20 protein-coding genes are annotated in these 15,043 nt (G+C 64.5%); 13 read left to right on the top strand and 7 right to left on the bottom strand.

The genetic code is table 11. The features are described 5' to 3' along the window. Window positions 1-8: 8 nt before the first annotated feature. From ACUDCK_RS28425 to ACUDCK_RS28400, 6 genes are read right to left on the bottom strand one after another with little or no spacing between them, the layout of a single operon-like run. Window positions 9-1,076, bottom strand: coding sequence for a branched-chain amino acid ABC transporter permease (locus tag ACUDCK_RS28425; RefSeq protein WP_054500237.1), 1,068 nt, complete (start codon window positions 1,074-1,076; stop codon window positions 9-11). A gap of 11 nt (window positions 1,077-1,087) precedes the next feature. Further along, window positions 1,088-2,098, bottom strand: a complete 1,011-nt coding sequence (locus ACUDCK_RS28420) for a branched-chain amino acid ABC transporter permease (protein ID WP_144656146.1) — start codon at window positions 2,096-2,098, stop codon at window positions 1,088-1,090. After that, complete coding sequence (locus ACUDCK_RS28415; protein WP_175167908.1) at window positions 2,095-2,847, bottom strand: ABC transporter ATP-binding protein; 753 nt, start codon at window positions 2,845-2,847, stop codon at window positions 2,095-2,097. Before ACUDCK_RS28415 ends, ACUDCK_RS28420 begins: the two co-directional genes overlap by 4 nt. Beyond that, window positions 2,844-3,614, bottom strand: coding sequence for an ABC transporter ATP-binding protein (locus ACUDCK_RS28410; RefSeq protein WP_054500240.1), 771 nt, complete (start codon window positions 3,612-3,614; stop codon window positions 2,844-2,846). The genes ACUDCK_RS28415 and ACUDCK_RS28410 overlap by 4 nt, the downstream gene beginning before the upstream one ends. A 12-nt stretch (window positions 3,615-3,626) precedes the next feature. Then, complete coding sequence (locus tag ACUDCK_RS28405; protein ID WP_054500241.1) at window positions 3,627-4,799, bottom strand: substrate-binding domain-containing protein; 1,173 nt, start codon at window positions 4,797-4,799, stop codon at window positions 3,627-3,629. A gap of 16 nt (window positions 4,800-4,815) precedes the next feature. Then, complete coding sequence (locus ACUDCK_RS28400; protein ID WP_064523967.1) at window positions 4,816-5,712, bottom strand: alpha/beta fold hydrolase; 897 nt, start codon at window positions 5,710-5,712, stop codon at window positions 4,816-4,818. 164 nt (window positions 5,713-5,876) lie between these two features. On the opposite strand from ACUDCK_RS28400, the gene ACUDCK_RS28395 reads away from it, so the two are divergent. After that, window positions 5,877-6,839 carry an AraC-like ligand-binding domain-containing protein gene (locus ACUDCK_RS28395; protein ID WP_054500243.1) on the top strand — a complete coding sequence of 321 codons (963 nt, stop codon included), beginning with the start codon at window positions 5,877-5,879 and terminating at the stop codon, window positions 6,837-6,839. A 41-nt stretch (window positions 6,840-6,880) separates the two neighbouring features. On the opposite strand, the gene ACUDCK_RS28390 is transcribed toward ACUDCK_RS28395, so the two are convergent. Continuing rightward, the gene (locus tag ACUDCK_RS28390) at window positions 6,881-8,308 is read right to left on the bottom strand and encodes an NAD-dependent succinate-semialdehyde dehydrogenase (protein ID WP_006389621.1); all 1,428 of its coding nucleotides are present in this window, start codon (window positions 8,306-8,308) and stop codon (window positions 6,881-6,883) included. A gap of 186 nt (window positions 8,309-8,494) precedes the next feature. Between ACUDCK_RS28390 and ACUDCK_RS28385 the strand changes: the two genes are divergently transcribed. The 12 genes from ACUDCK_RS28385 to secY all read left to right on the top strand — a co-directional run bounded on the left by ACUDCK_RS28385 (window position 8,495) and on the right by secY (window position 15,038). Further along, the gene (locus ACUDCK_RS28385; protein WP_054500244.1) at window positions 8,495-9,259 is read left to right on the top strand and encodes an aspartyl/asparaginyl beta-hydroxylase domain-containing protein; all 765 of its coding nucleotides are present in this window, start codon (window positions 8,495-8,497) and stop codon (window positions 9,257-9,259) included. Window positions 9,260-9,612: 353 nt separating this feature from the next. Next, window positions 9,613-9,981: a 50S ribosomal protein L14 gene (rplN, locus tag ACUDCK_RS28380; RefSeq protein WP_006216531.1), complete on the top strand. Its 369-nt coding sequence runs from the start codon at window positions 9,613-9,615 to the stop codon at window positions 9,979-9,981. 11 nt (window positions 9,982-9,992) lie between these two features. Further along, window positions 9,993-10,313 (top strand): 50S ribosomal protein L24, encoded by a 321-nt coding sequence (gene rplX, locus ACUDCK_RS28375; RefSeq protein ID WP_006389623.1) that lies wholly within the window; start codon window positions 9,993-9,995, stop codon window positions 10,311-10,313. A 12-nt stretch (window positions 10,314-10,325) separates the two neighbouring features. Continuing rightward, entirely contained in the window at window positions 10,326-10,865 is a 540-nt protein-coding gene (gene rplE / locus ACUDCK_RS28370) for a 50S ribosomal protein L5 (protein ID WP_006389624.1), read from the top strand. Window positions 10,866-10,877: 12 nt separating this feature from the next. Further along, window positions 10,878-11,183 (top strand): 30S ribosomal protein S14, encoded by a 306-nt coding sequence (gene rpsN / locus ACUDCK_RS28365; RefSeq protein WP_006227037.1) that lies wholly within the window; start codon window positions 10,878-10,880, stop codon window positions 11,181-11,183. Between the two features lie 10 nt (window positions 11,184-11,193). Next, the gene (rpsH, locus tag ACUDCK_RS28360; RefSeq protein WP_006216525.1) at window positions 11,194-11,589 is read left to right on the top strand and encodes a 30S ribosomal protein S8; all 396 of its coding nucleotides are present in this window, start codon (window positions 11,194-11,196) and stop codon (window positions 11,587-11,589) included. Window positions 11,590-11,601: 12 nt separating this feature from the next. Further along, complete coding sequence (gene rplF, locus ACUDCK_RS28355; protein WP_049077235.1) at window positions 11,602-12,135, top strand: 50S ribosomal protein L6; 534 nt, start codon at window positions 11,602-11,604, stop codon at window positions 12,133-12,135. 21 nt (window positions 12,136-12,156) lie between these two features. Beyond that, entirely contained in the window at window positions 12,157-12,522 is a 366-nt protein-coding gene (gene rplR / locus ACUDCK_RS28350; protein ID WP_006389627.1) for a 50S ribosomal protein L18, read from the top strand. A gap of 15 nt (window positions 12,523-12,537) precedes the next feature. Then, a complete protein-coding gene (gene rpsE / locus ACUDCK_RS28345; protein WP_006389628.1) occupies window positions 12,538-13,059 on the top strand; it encodes a 30S ribosomal protein S5 in 522 nt (173 codons plus the stop codon). A gap of 3 nt (window positions 13,060-13,062) precedes the next feature. Continuing rightward, complete coding sequence (rpmD, locus tag ACUDCK_RS28340; protein ID WP_006216520.1) at window positions 13,063-13,248, top strand: 50S ribosomal protein L30; 186 nt, start codon at window positions 13,063-13,065, stop codon at window positions 13,246-13,248. A 9-nt stretch (window positions 13,249-13,257) separates the two neighbouring features. Next, complete coding sequence (rplO, locus tag ACUDCK_RS28335; RefSeq protein ID WP_020925824.1) at window positions 13,258-13,698, top strand: 50S ribosomal protein L15; 441 nt, start codon at window positions 13,258-13,260, stop codon at window positions 13,696-13,698. A gap of 14 nt (window positions 13,699-13,712) precedes the next feature. After that, entirely contained in the window at window positions 13,713-15,038 is a 1,326-nt protein-coding gene (secY, locus tag ACUDCK_RS28330; RefSeq protein ID WP_006389630.1) for a preprotein translocase subunit SecY, read from the top strand. Window positions 15,039-15,043 lie beyond the last annotated feature (5 nt).

Below are 15,043 nucleotides of genomic sequence, written 5' to 3'. Positions count from 1 at the left end.
TCCGGCAGTCAGCGCCGCCGCGCCAGCTCACGCAAGCGCCCGGCTATCCCGGTCGGGAAGTAGTACACCGACAGCACGAACAGGATGCCCAGCCACAGCAGCCAGCGGTCCGGCTCGAACAGCAGAGCCAGCGGCGCCACGCCGGCGACGGCGTCATGGATCACGTGCAGTCCGTCCTGCAGATAGCTCTGCGCGAACACGAACAGGCTGGCGCCGATTACCGCGCCGTACATCGTGCCCATGCCGCCGATCACCACCATCAGCAGGATGTTGAGCATGATCTCGAACGACAGCGAGGTGTCTGGGCCGTTGTAGCGCAGCCATAGCGCATATAGCGCGCCGGCCAGCGTGGCGAAGGCCGCCGCCAGCAGGTTCGACAGGCTGCGGTACAGCACCGTGCGGTAGCCGATGGCCTCGGCGCGGAACGGATTCTCGCGTATCGCCTGCAGCACCCGGCCGAACGGCGAATTGACGATGCGCAGCAGCATCAGGAACAGCGCCACGCAGACGGCGGCGATCAGGTAGTAGGTGATGATGCGGCCGTCGATGGTCACGCCGAACAGCGGCTCGGCGAATGGCCGGTAGGCCGGGCGCAGCATCTGCGGCACCTTGAAGTTCAGGCCGTCCTCGCCGCCGGTCAGGTCGGATAGCTGTGACACCAGCGTCTGGAACGCCGCCGCGACCGCCAGCGTGATCATGGCGTAGAAGATGGCGCGCACGCGCAGGCTGGCCAGCCCGATCACCAGCGCGAACACCAGCGACACGGCCAGTCCCGCGGCCGTCCCCGCCAGCACCGACAGCCAGTTGGCGTCCAGGCGCAGGCTGGCGATCGCCACGCCATAGGCGCCGATGCCGAAGAACATGGTGTGGGCGAAGCTGACGATGCCGGTGTAGCCCAGCAGCAGGTCATAGCTGGCCACCAGGATCACGAACACCAGGATCTTGGCCGCCACGGCCAGCGACTTGGGGCCGGGAAACAGAAACGGCGCGGCGGCCAGCGCGATGACGATGGCGACCAGCATGACCGCCAGCAGCGCGCTGCGCGGCGGATCGCCGGAAAGCAGGCGGAAGGACATGAGTGCGATTCCTAGCGATTCGTGACCGGGTACACGCCCTGCGGTCGCCACAGGAGGATGGCGACCATCAGCGCGATGTTCGAGAACAGCGCGGCCTTGGGTATCAGGAAGCCCGTGTAATTGGCCATCAGCCCCACCAGCAGCGCGCCGATCAGGCAGCCCACCGTCGACCCCAGGCCGCCAATCATGATGACGATGAAGATCAGCACGTTCACCTGCGCGCCCAGTTGCGGCACGATGGACTGCTGGTACAGCCCCCACAGCACGCCGCCCAGGCCGGCCAGCATCGAGCCGGCCACGAACACGCCGACGAACAGATGGCGGATGCGGTAGCCCAGGCTTTCGACCATCTCGCGGTCTTCGACGCCGGCGCGGATCAGCAGGCCGAGCTTGGTGCGATTCAGCAGCCACAGCATGCCGCCCAGCACCGCCAGGCCCACCACCAGCGCGACGATGCGGAATTTCTCGATGGCCGCATCGCCGACCAGCAGCGCGCCGCGCAACGCCTCGGGCAGAGGCAGCGACAGCGTCTGCGGGCCCCACAGCATCTTGATGATCTCCTCGCCGATGATCATGCCGCCCATGGTGATGAGGATCTGCTTGAGGTGCTGGCCATAGACCGGCCGCACGATCACGCGCTCGAATGCCACGCCCACCGCGCCGGCCACCAGCATGCCGACGATCAGGGCGGGCAGCACCGCGGCCAGATTCAGCCACAGGCTGCCGGACTGGGTCCAGTCGGACATCGCGCCGAGGACCGTGGCAGCCATGTAGGCGCCGATGGCGATGAACAGTCCGTGGCCGAAGTTCAGCACGTCCATCAGGCCGAACACCAATGTCATGCCCGAGGCGACGATGAAGATGATCATGCCCATCGCCAGCCCGGCGAAGGTCAGCGTCACCCAGGTCGAGAATGAACCCACCAGCGGCAGCGCGATGGCGGCCAGCGCCAGCACCAGCAGCACCGGGCGCAGGTCGGCGCGGGTCTGCGGCAGGGGTGTATCGATATCGGCGGCGCTCACTGATGCGCTCCCAGCGACAGGCCCAGTAGCCGGGTCTGCAACGCGTCGTCCTGCGCCAGTTCGGCCATGCCGCCGGCGTGCACCACCCGGCCGTTGTCCATGACCGCGACGTGGTCGCCCACCTGGCGCGCGAAGTTGAAGTTCTGCTCCACCAGCAGGATGGTGGTGGAGGCCTGCTTGAGTTCCATGAAGGCGTCGATCATGTTCTGGATGATGGCGGGCGCCAGGCCCTTGCTGGGCTCGTCGACCAGCAGCAGGCGGCGCGGTTCGATGATGGCGCGCGCCACGGCCAGCATCTGCTTCTGGCCGCCCGACAGCTTGCCGGCGGGGTACAGCCAGAATTTCCTGAGCGCGGGAAAGAAGCCGAAGATCCATTCCAGCCGCGCGGTGTCCAACTGCGCGGCGCTGCGCGCCTGGCGCGCGGCCAGCAGGATGTTCTCTTTGACCGATAGGTCGGCGAAGATGCCCATGTTCTCCGGCACGTAGGCGATGCCCTGGCGCGCCATGTCGGGCGGCGAGGTGCGCACGCCCGGGCCGCCGACCGCGGCGCCATCAAAGCCGATGTGGCCCTGCGTCGCCTTCCACAGGCCCATGACGGTGCGCAGCGTGGTGGTCTTGCCGGCGCCGTTGCGGCCCAGCAGCATGGTGACGCCGGCGGCCGGCACCGACAGATCCACGCCGTGCAGGATGTGATACGCGCCGATGTGCGTGTGCACGTCCTTCAGTTCCAGCAAGGTGGCGCCGCTCATGTCGTCTTCTCCGGCAGGGCGGCGCCCAGGTAGGCCTGCTGCACGATCGGCGAGGCGATCACCTCGGCGGGCTCGCCGTCGGCCATCAATTCGCCGTTGTGCAGCACCACGATGCGGTCCGCCAGTTCGCGCACCACGTCCATCTTGTGTTCCACCAGCAGGATCGTCTTGGAGGCGTCGGCCTTGATCTCGCGAATCAGGTCCAGCACCACGGGCACATCGTCCACGCTCATGCCGGCGGTGGGCTCGTCGAACATGAACACCTGCGGCTCCAGCGCGATCAGCATGGCGATCTCGAGTTTGCGCTGGTCGCCGTGCGGCAGGTCGGCCGCGGCCTGGTCGCGGCGGGCCGTCAGGCGGGTGCGTTCGAGCAGCGCGTCGGCGCGCGTCAGCAGTGTCCGATCATCGTCCCACGTGCGCCAGAAGCGGATCTGCCGCCAGCCCAGGCCCTGCTGGCGCGACTGCAACGCCAGCCGCACGTTCTCGCGCACCGACAGGCGCGGGAAAAGCTGTGTCAACTGGAAGGCGCGCCCCAGGCCGGCATGCATGCGCGCCGGCGCCGACAGCCCGGTCAGGTCGCGGCCATTCAGGCGCACCGAGCCGGCGCTGGCGCGCAGTTGTCCCGAGATCAGGTTGAAATAGGTGGTCTTGCCCGCGCCGTTGGGCCCGACGATGGCCGTCAGGCTGCCCGGCACGAAGCGGCAGCTCACCGCGTTGACGGCCACATGGCCGCCGAAGCGGATCGTGAGCGATTGGGTTTCCAGCATGAAGGGCAGGGCTCAGCGTTTGTTCTGGATCGGCACCGCCATCTGGTCGGGCGTGATTTCCTTGACCAGGTCCTGCACCGCCCACGGCACCGAGGCATCGTTCTTGATGCGGAAGTGGTACATCGACTGCATGGCCTGGTGGTCTTCCGGGCGGAAGGTCATCTTGCCCTTGGGCGTGTCGAAGCTCATGCCTTCCATCGTCTTGATGAGCGTGTCGGTGTCGCTCTTGCCGGCGCTCTTGTTCAGCGCCGTCACGATGGCGATGGCGGCCGACATGCCCCCGGCGGTGAAGAAGTCCGGCGGCTGGCCGTAGCGCTTCTGGTGCTCGGCCACCAGCCAGTCGTTGATCGGGTTCCTGGGGATGCCGTAGTAGTAATAGGTTGCGCCTTCCATGCCGGCCAGCGACTTGAGCGGCGTCATCGCGGCCAGCGTGTTGCCGCCGGTGGCGATCTCGATGCCGAAGCGCTTGGGGTCGAGATCGGCGATCTTGAACGGATTGCCGGCGCCGGCCCACAGGATGAAGATGATCTTGCGGCCCGGCTTGTCCTTGAGCGCATCGAACAGGCGTTGCGCGCCCGCCGTGAAGTCGGTGGCGTTGGCCGGCAGGTATTCCTCATGCACGATCCTGGCCTGCTTGAGCGCGCCCTTGAAGGCCTTGACGCCGTCGCGGCCGAACGCGTAGTCCTGCGCCAGCATGGCAATGGACGTGTCCGGCTGGTCGAAGGCGACGGCGTTGGCGATGGCGTCCTGCGATGAATTGCGGCCGGTGCGGAAGATGTACTTGTTCCACTTGTCGCCGGTGATCGAATCGGCCACCGCCGGTTCCACCAGCAGGATCTTCTCGTACTCCTCGGCGATCGGCAGCATGGCCAGCGCCACGCCCGACGAGGTCGGGCCCACCGCGATGTCGGCATTGTCGTCGGCGTAGGCCGAGGCGAGCTGGGCGCGGGCGACGTCGGGCTTGCCCTGGTTGTCCTTCTCGATCACGCGGATCTTGCGCCCGGCCACCGTCATGGTGCCTTGCGTGGCGTATTCCAGGCCCAGCATCAGGCCGTTGTGGGTCTGCTTGGCGTAGGCCTCCAGCGGCCCGGTCTTGTCGTAGACGTGCGCCACGACGAAGTCCTTTGCCATGGCGGCCGAACTCAGGCACAGGCCGGCCAGCGCGGCGAGCAGGATGCGTTTCATGGGAGTCTCCTTGGTCCTAGTAGGCGCCGGCGGCTGCGTCGGCGGCCGGCGTGGCGAGAAATTGGCGGACGGCCTCGATCTGCGGCGCGACGTTCAGCGCTGGCGCGTGGCCGCAATCCGGAAAATCGATGCGCCGCGCGCGCGGGCCGCGGCGGGTCATGGCCTCGGCCACCTCGGGCAGCAGCAGGTCGGAATCGGCGCCGCGCAGCAGCAGCAGCGGCATGCGCAGCGTGTCGTATTCGGTCCAGCGCTCGTAGTCCGCCGGATGATGCTGGAACTGCCCGACGATGGCCGGATCGTAGTGCGCCGTGACCCGGCCGTCGGGCAGGCGGCGCACCGAGGTCTCGGCCATGCGGCGCCATTGCTCGTCGCTCTGCCAGCCATACGGCTTGTAGGCGGCGCGCAGCCAGGATTCCAGTTCGGTGACGGTGTCGAAGGCCGGCGGGTTGCCGGCATAGGCCATGATGCGGTCGATGGCCGGCTGCGGCAGCGACGGCCCGATGTCGTTGACCACCAGGTGTGTGATGCGGTCCTTGAGCGTGGTGGCGGCGGCGTACATGCCGGTGGCGCCGCCCATCGAGGTGCCGACCCAGCGCACCCGGCCCAGCCCCAGGCCGTCGAGCAGGGCGCGCGCCAGCCGGGCGTAGAAATCCAGCCGGTACTCGGCCACCGGATCGGGGCTCCATTGCGACAGCCCACGGCCGATCGTGTCGGGGCAGAGGATGCGGTAGTCGCCGGCCAGCGCCTGCGCCAGTTCGTCGAAGTCGCGGCCGGTCCGGGCCAGGCCGTGCCACATGATGAGCGCGGGGGCGTCCGGACGGCCCCATTCGGTGTAATGCAGCTCGCGGCCTTCGCAGCGCAGATAGCGCGAAGCCGGCGTGTGGCGAGCGGCCTGTGCGGGCGCGTTGGCCATGCGTCTCCTCCCGGGTTGTCCAGGTTGTATGCTTGTGGCGCTGACTATAGACTTGCGCCAGGCGCGGCCACAATGCGCCGGACCGCCCGCGGCAGGGTGAGTCAAGAATATGTAGACGCAGGGTCACGAGCCCCCGGCGACCCCGCGAACCAGGAGACCGCGCCATGCCCGACACGGAATTCGCCACTTCGGCCGTTGCTGGCGCCGAGCGGTACGAGCAATGGCGCGCGGCCCTGTCGGATGCCTTCGGGCCGTTCGAGGTGCACCATGGCCAGGCCGGCCAATTCGCCGGCCACGTGCGCTATGTGCGGCGCGCCAGCCTGCAGTTCAACGACCTGCACTATCAGGGACAGAGGATCGAGCGCACGCCCGGCAATGCCTCGCGGCTGGACCAGGAGTTCTACACCTTCGGTCTGCCTCTGGCCGGGCCGCTGGCCGTGGTGCAGCAGGGCCGCGAATTCCAGGTCGAGCCCGGCTGCGTCTACCTGATGAACCAGAGCCTGCCGTACCAGGCCACCGCGCTTGGCGCCGACGGCTACCGCAGCCTGAGCGTGTCGTTCCCGCGCAGCGCGCTGTCTCAGCGCGATTCGCGCATCGGTCCCTTCTACAAGCTGCGCGTCGACGACGGGTCGCCACGCGGCGCGATGCTGGCCAGCTACATGGACCACCTTTTCAAGGGGCTGGACGGTTGGTCGCCGGCGGAAGCGGCCGAACTGGGCGAACGGCTGATCGACCTGATCGTGCTGTTCCTGGTGCAGCCGGGGCAGGGGCATGCGTCGCAAGCCGACAGCAGCGTGACCATGGCGCATCGCCAGCGCGCCATGGCCTACATTCGCCAGCACCTGGCCGACCCGGCGCTGTCGCCGCAGCGGGTGGCGCAGGGCTGCGGCCTGTCGGTGGCCTACCTGCACCGCATCTTCCAGGCGGGCGACCTCTCGGTGGAAAGTTTCGTCTTCGATCAGCGCCTGGAGCGCTGCCGCGAACTGCTGCTGAACCCGGCCCAGCGTCACCGCGGCATCGCCGAACTGGCGTACCAGGCCGGCTTTGCCCACCCCTCGCATTTCAGCCGCCTGTTCAGGCGCCGCTTCGGCGTGTCGCCGCGCGAGTGGCGTGCGGCGCAGCAATGAAAAAGGCCCGCTTGCGCGGGCCTTGTCGCGAACAATAGCGATCAGATGTGCGTGATGAACTTGGTGACCAGGTAGCCGTCGAACGTTTCCAGTCCGCCTTCGCTGCCGATGCCGCTGTCCTTGATGCCGCCGAACGGCGTCTCGGCCAGCGCGCTGCCGAAATGGTTGATGTTGACCATGCCGGCTTCCAGGCCGTTGGAGACCTTGGTGGCGGTCTGCAGCGAATTGGTGAAGACGTAGGAAGACAGGCCGAACGGCAGGCTGTTGGCGCGCGCCAGCACTTCATCGGTGTCGGTGAAGCGGACCACCGGCGCCACCGGGCCGAAGGGTTCCTCGGTCATCAGCATGGAGTTGTCGGGCAGGTCGGTCACCACGGTGGGGGCGAAGAAGAAGCCCTTGCGGTCCAGCGGGCCGCCGCCGACGACCACCTTGCCGCCATGCTTCTTGGCGTCGTCGATGAAGGCGCTCATGGCGGGCACGCGGCGCTCGTGCGCCAGCGGGCCCATGTCGGTCCCGGCTTCCAGGCCGTCGCCGACCTTGATGTTCTTGAGCACGTCGGAGAAACGCGCCAGGAATTGCTCGTAGGCGCCGTTCTGGACATAGAAACGGGTCGGCGAGACGCACACCTGGCCGGCGTTGCGCACCTTGAACTTGGCCAGCATGGTGGCGGCGCGGTCGATGTCGGCGTCGTCGAACACCAGCACCGGCGAGTGGCCGCCCAGTTCCATGGTGACGCGCTTCATGTGCGCGCCGGCCAGCGCCGCCAACTGCTTGCCCACCGGCACGGAACCGGTGAACGACACCTTGCGCACGATCGGCGAACGAATCAGGTAGTCGGAAATCTTGGCCGGTTCGCCCCAGACGATGTTCAGGCAGCCCTTGGGCAGGCCGGCGTCGTGGAACATGCGGGCGATCGCCATGACGGCGCTGGGCGAGTCTTCCGGACCCTTCAGCACCACCGTGCAGCCGGCGCCGAGAGCGGCGGCGATCTTGCGGATGGCCTGGTTGTAGGGGAAGTTCCAGGGCGTGAAGGCGGCGCAGACGCCGATCGGCTCGCGCACCACGATCTGGCGCACGTCCGGGTTGCGCGGCGGGATCACGCGGCCGTAGATGCGGCGGCATTCCTCGGCGTGCCAGTCGGCGTGTTCGGCGCAGGAGGTGACTTCGCCGATGGCCTCGGCCAGCGGCTTGCCCTGGTCCAGCGTCATGTTGCGGCCGATTTCCTTGGCGCGCTCGCGCGACAGGGTGGCGACCTTGCGCAGGATGGCCGAACGATCCATGGGAGAAGACTTCTTCCAGGATTCGAACGCGCGCTGGGCGGCGGCTAGCGCACGGTCCAGATCCGCTTCGGTGGCGTGAGGCAGCTGGCCGAGCACTTCCAGCGTGGCCGGGTTGATGACGTCCTGGGTGCGCCTGCCCTCGCCGGCGACGAATTCGCCGTCGATATACAGCGCCAACTGTTCATACATGCCTGTCTTTCCTTGCGAAATAGGAGTGGGTAGCGATCGCAATCGCCCATGCCAGTCTAAACCAGCTTGTCCGCCGCGGGGAGGGCCAATCTCCGTCGCCGGCTAGGAGCCAATGGCCGGCACTTGCGCCCCGGGTGCGCCATGGACAAAATGATGCATCTTTGGAAGTCTATATAGATACCTATTGTGCAACCTGCCGATACGCGTCCGCCCAGCCAGCCCAGTGTCTATTCCCGCGTCTTCTTCCGTTTCATCGACTGGTTGCGCCACCGCATCGCGCGAGCCTCCCTGGTGGGGGACCACCCGATCTTCCAGAACCGCCAGTTCCCCTGGATCGCCCGCCTCGAGGCGCAGGCGCCCGCGATCCGCGCCGAGCTGATGGCCCTGCTGGCCGAGCGCGAGCAGTTGCCGTCCTTCCATGAACTGTCCCCGGATGTCGGCATGATTACCTCCGACGACCAGTGGAAGACCTTCGTCTTCATGGGCTACGGCCTGCGCTCGGACCGCAACCTGGCGCGCTGTCCGGCCACCGCCCAGGCGCTGCGCGAGATTCCCGGCCTGCGCACCGCGTTCTATTCCATCCTCGAGCCGGGCAAGCGCATTCCGCTGCACACCGGCCCCTACAACGGCGTCCTGCGCCTGCACCTGGGGCTGCTGGTGCCGCAGCCGGCCGAACGCTGTTGGATCGAGGTGGGCGGCGAGCGCTACCACTGGAAGGAAGGCGAGGCCGTGGTGTTCGACGACCTCTATCCGCACCAGGTGCACAATGACACGGACGGCACCCGTGCGGTGTTGTTCGTCGACTTCGAACGTCCCTGCCGGGCGCCGATCCGCTGGCTGAACCGGCTGGTGTTGATGGCGGCGCCGTTCACCGACGAGATCCGGCGCGGCAAGGCGAACCACGACGCCTGGGAACGCAATTACTACCGGGATAAAACGGGGGCGGATTAATTCGGCCCCTGACCGGGGGGAAACGCGACGGTTGTCCACAGGCGCTGTCGCGTATTTGCTCACTATCTCAACAAAGGCCTTGCGCTCAAAATCTAACCAGGCTAGAATGGTCAGCTTTCCCAGATTGTCGATTGGCCTGGAACTAGCCGGGCCAACGTGTTGGGGGAATACCCGCAGGATTTCAACCCAGGGTCGTTGCGTTGCCACCAGCTGATGGTTTCAGGGCGAAAGCTCAAGACCAGCCAGCAACAAAGCAGGGCGGCTGACCTGACGGGACCAAAACTGGCAGGAATTGCAGTGTTCCCTTTTTTGGGGAAAACCGTATTTCCAGTTAAGTTGGAACAGGAAAAATCATGATCCAAATGCAGACCACGCTGGACGTGGCCGATAACACTGGTGCGCGTCATGTCATGTGCATTAAGGTGCTCGGTGGCTCCAAGCGCCGTTATGCCGGTATCGGCGACATCATCAAGGTGAGCGTCAAAGATGCGGCTCCGCGCGGACGCGTCAAGAAAGGCGAAATTTACAATGCCGTGGTGGTTCGTACCGCCAAGGGCGTGCGCCGTAAGGACGGTTCGCTGATTCGTTTCGGTGGCAATGCCGCCGTGTTGCTCAATGCCAAGCTGGAGCCCATCGGCACCCGCATCTTCGGACCCGTTACGCGTGAACTGCGTACCGAGAAGTTCATGAAGATCGTGTCGCTGGCCCCGGAAGTGCTGTAAGGAGCCCTACGATGAACAACATTCGTAAAGGCGACGAAGTCATCGTCCTGACCGGCCGCGACAAGAAGCGTCGCGGTACCGTGCTGGCGCGCGTCGATGCCGACCACGTCCTGGTCGAAGGCGTCAACGTCGTCAAGAAGCACGTGAAAGCCAACCCGATGGCCAACAACCCGGGTGGCATCGTCGAAAAGACCATGCCGATCCACATCTCGAATGTGGCGCTCTTCAACCCCGCCACCGGTCGTGGCGACCGCGTCGGCGTGCAAGAAGTCGAAGGCCGCAAGGTTCGCGTGTTCCGTTCCAATGGTGCCGTTGTCGGCGCCAAGGCGTAAGGGGCGATAGACATGTCTCGTTTGCAAGATTTCTACAAGAGCAAGGTCGCTGGCGACCTGCAGGCCAAGTTCGGCTACAAGAGCGCCATGGAAGTGCCGCGCATCACCAAGATCACCCTGAACATGGGTGTCTCGGAAGCCGTCGCCGACAAGAAGGTCATCGAGCACGCTGTCTCGGACCTGACCAAGATCGCTGGCCAAAAGCCTGTCGTGACCAAGACCAAGAAGGCTATCGCCGGTTTCAAGATCCGCGAAAACTACCCGATCGGTTGCATGGTTACGCTGCGTGGTCAACGCATGTACGAATTCCTGGATCGCCTGGTGGCGGTTGCGCTGCCTCGCGTGCGCGACTTCCGCGGCATCTCGGGTCGTGCTTTCGACGGCCGTGGCAACTACAACATCGGGGTGAAAGAGCAGATCATTTTCCCCGAAATCGAGTACGACAAGATCGACGCGCTGCGTGGGCTGAACATCAGCATCACCACCACCGCGAAGACCGACGAAGAAGCCAAGGCGCTGTTGACGGCCTTCAGCTTCCCGTTCCGTAACTAAGGGGCTGATGACGTGGCTAAACTTTCCCTCATCAATCGCGACATCAAGCGCGCCAAGCTGGCTGACAAGTTCGCCGCCAAGCGCGCTGAGTTGAAGTCGATCATCGACGACCAGTCGAAGACCGACGAAGAACGTTACCAAGCTCGGCTCAAGCTGCAACAGCTGCCGCGCAATGCCAACCCGACGCGTCAACGTAACCGTTGCGTGGTCACCGGTCGTCCGCGCGGTGTGTTCCGCAAGTTCGGCCTGACGCGCCACAAACTGCGTGAAATGGCGATGAAGGGTGAAATCCCCGGCATCACCAAGGCCAGCTGGTAGGAGAAAGAATATGAGCATGAGCGATCCCATCGCCGATATGCTGACCCGCATTCGCAATGCGCAGCAAGTGGACAAAGTTACGGTGAGCATGCCCTCCTCGAAGCTGAAGGCGGCCATTGCCGCCGTGCTGAAGGACGAAGGCTACATCGACAGCTTTGAAATCAAGGGCACCCAGGCCAAGCCTGAGCTCGAGATCACCCTGAAGTACTACGCTGGCCGTCCGGTCATCGAGCGCATCGAACGCGTTTCGCGCCCTGGTCTGCGTATCTACAAGGGCCGTACCAGCATTCCTCAGGTCATGAACGGCCTGGGCGTGGCTATCGTGTCGACCTCGCGCGGCGTCATGACCGACCGTAAGGCTCGCGCCAACGGCGTCGGCGGCGAAGTGCTGTGCTACGTGGCCTAAGGAGAAATTCGAATGTCACGTATCGCTAAGTATCCGGTCGACCTGCCCAAGGGTGTCGAAGCCGACATCAAGCAGGATCAGATCACCGTCAAGGGCCCGCTGGGTTCCCTGACCCAAGCCCTGACTGGCGACGTTACGGTTCAGTTGGACAACGGCAAGCTGACGTTTGTCGCCGCCAACGAAACCCGTCACGCCAACGCCATGTCGGGTACCGTGCGCGCGCTGGTGGCCAACATGGTCAACGGCGTGAGCAAGGGATTCGAGCGCAAGCTGAATCTGGTTGGCGTGGGTTACCGCGCCTCGATTCAAGGCGACGCCGTTAAGCTGCAGCTCGGTTTCTCGCACGACGTTTTGCACAAGTTGCCGGCCGGTATCAAGGCCGAATGCCCCACCCAGACGGAAATCGTCATCAAGGGCTCCAACAAGCAAGTCGTCGGTCAGGTGGCCGCTGAAATCCGCGCGTACCGCGAACCCGAACCCTACAAGGGCAAGGGCGTGCGTTACTCGGACGAACGCGTCGTCATCAAAGAAACCAAGAAGAAATAACGGCGCACGCAAGGACGAATCATGGACAAAAAAGTTTCCCGTTTGCGTCGTGCGGTTCCGACCCGCCGGAAGATCAACGAGCTGCGCGTTCATCGCCTCTCGGTTTTCCGCTCGAACCAGCACATCTACGCCAATATCATTTCGCCGGAAGGCGATCGCGTTCTGGTCAGCGCCTCGACGGTGGAAGCCGAAGTGCGCGCCCAGTTGGCTGGCCAGACCGGCCAAGGTGGCAACAAGGCCGCCGCTTCGCTGGTTGGCAAGCGCGTGGCTGAAAAGGCCAAGGCTGCCGGTATCGAACTGGTCGCTTTCGATCGCTCGGGCTTTCGTTACCATGGCCGCGTGAAAGCGCTGGCCGATGCCGCGCGTGAAGCCGGCCTGAAGTTCTAAGCGAGGATCTGTCAAATGGCTAAAGTACAAGGCAAGAACGCCGCGGAAAAAGAGAACGATGACGGCCTCCGCGAAAAGATGATCGCGGTCAACCGCGTGAGCAAAGTGGTCAAGGGTGGTCGCACCATGAGCTTTGCCGCGCTGACCGTGGTTGGCGATGGCGATGGCCGCGTCGGCATGGGCAAGGGCAAGGCGCGTGAAGTGCCGGTGTCGGTTCAGAAGGCTATGGAACAGGCCCGTCGCGGCATGTTCAAGGTGGCCCTGAAGAACGGCACGCTGCACCACACCGTGGTCGGCAAGCATGGCGCCGCCACCGTGCTGATTTCGCCCGCTGCTGAAGGTACCGGCGTCATCGCCGGCGGCCCGATGCGCGCTATTTTCGAAGTGATGGGTGTGCGTAACGTGGTTGCCAAGAGCCTGGGCTCGAGCAACCCCTACAACATGGTTCGCGCCACGTTGAATGGCCTGCGCGCCTCCCTGACCCCGGCGGATGTTGCTGCCAAGCGCGGCAAGACCGTCGAAGAGATCCTGGGGTAAATCATGGCTCAGAAGCAGATCAAAGTGACCCTCGTGCGCTCCGTGATCGGTACCAAGCAATCGCACCGTGACACGGTTCGCGGTCTGGGCTTGGGCCGTATCAACAGCAGCCGCGTGCTGGTCGATACGCCCGAGGTGCGTGGGATGATCCGTAAGGTGGATTATCTCGTTTCCGTCTCGGAAGCCTAAGGAATCACCATGTCGGATATGCAACTTAATACGCTGAAGCCCGCCGAGGGCAGCAAGCACGCCAAGCGCCGCGTCGGCCGTGGCATCGGTTCGGGTCTTGGTAAGACCGCCGGCCGTGGTCACAAGGGTCAGAAGTCGCGCTCGGGCGGTTTCCATAAGGTTGGCTTCGAAGGCGGTCAAATGCCGCTGCAGCGTCGCCTGCCCAAGCGTGGTTTCACCCCGCTCGGTCAGCACCTGTACGCCGAAGTCCGTCTGTCGGACCTGCAAGCCGTGCCCGTCGACGAAATCGACGTGCAAGTGCTGAAGGCGGCTGGCGTGATTGGCCAGGCGGTTCGTTACGCCAAGGTCATCAAGTCGGGTGAACTCTCGCGCAAGGTCGTGCTCAAGGGCATTACCGCGACGGCTGGCGCTCGCGCCGCCATCGAAGCCGCGGGCGGCTCGCTTGCTTGATCACGAGGTGACGAGTGGCTAACGCGCAGGCATTGGGTAAAACCGGAACGCGGTACGGCGACCTCAAGCGCCGCCTCGTGTTCCTGGTGCTCGCCCTGGTGGTTTACCGTTTGGGTACACACATCCCCGTTCCGGGTATCAACCCGGACGCGCTGGCGGACTTGTTCCGTCAGAACCAGGGCGGGATCCTGGGCCTGTTCAACATGTTCTCGGGCGGGGCGCTCTCGCGCTTCTCGATTTTTGCCCTGGGGATCATGCCGTACATTTCGGCATCCATCATCATGCAGTTGATGTCGGTGGTGGTGCCGTCGCTGGAAGCGCTCAAGAAAGAGGGCGAGGCCGGCCGTCGGAAGATTACCCAATACACCCGCTACGGCACGGTCGTGCTGGCGCTGGTGCAGGCAGTGGGCATTTCGGTTGCGCTTGAGTCCCAGCAGGGACTTGTGATCGATCCGGGCATGCTGTTTCGCTTCACGACCGTCGTGACCCTGGTCACCGGCACCATGTTCGTCATGTGGCTGGGTGAGCAGATCACGGAACGCGGTCTCGGCAACGGGATTTCCATCCTGATCTTCGCAGGTATCGTTGCGGGCCTGCCCGCGGCGCTGGCTGCACTGTTGGACCTGGTCCGCACCAACGCGATGTCCGTGCTGTCGGCACTGTTCATCGTGGCCCTGGTGGTGCTGGTTACCGCTTTTGTGGTGTTCGTGGAACGCGGACAGCGCAAGATCACGGTGAACTACGCCAAGCGTCAGGTCGGCAACAAGGTCTACGGTGGTCAAAGCTCGCACCTGCCGCTGAAGCTGAACATGGCCGGGGTGATTCCGCCGATCTTCGCGTCGTCGATCATCCTGTTCCCGGCCACGATCACGAGCTGGTTCTCCAGCAGTGAGAACATGCGCTGGCTTAGCGACCTGGCTGCGGCCCTGTCGCCTCGTCAACCGCTCTACATCACGCTGTATTCGGTCGCGATTATTTTCTTCTGCTTTTTCTACACGGCTCTGGTGTTCAACAGCCGCGAAACGGCGGACAACCTGAAGAAGAGTGGTGCGTTTGTTCCGGGCATCCGTCCGGGCGAACAGACGGCCCGCTACATCGACAAGATCCTGATGCGTCTGACGCTCGCAGGTGCCATCTACATCACGTTGGTGTGCCTGTTGCCGGAATTCCTGGTGATGCGGTGGAACGTCCCCTTCTACTTCGGTGGTACGTCTCTGTTGATTATTGTGGTGGTGACGATGGATTTCATGGCGCAGGTCCAGGCCTACATGATGTCTCACCAGTACGACTCGTTGCTCAAGAAGGCTAACTTCAAGGGCGCGGGTTTGCCGATGCGGTAAGCAAA

This window comes from Achromobacter sp. CF-sbj1-Ac2-l (genome assembly GCF_052698165.1).
Note: the sequence above shows the minus strand (reverse complement) of the source record. Positions and strands in the feature narration are given on the sequence as shown.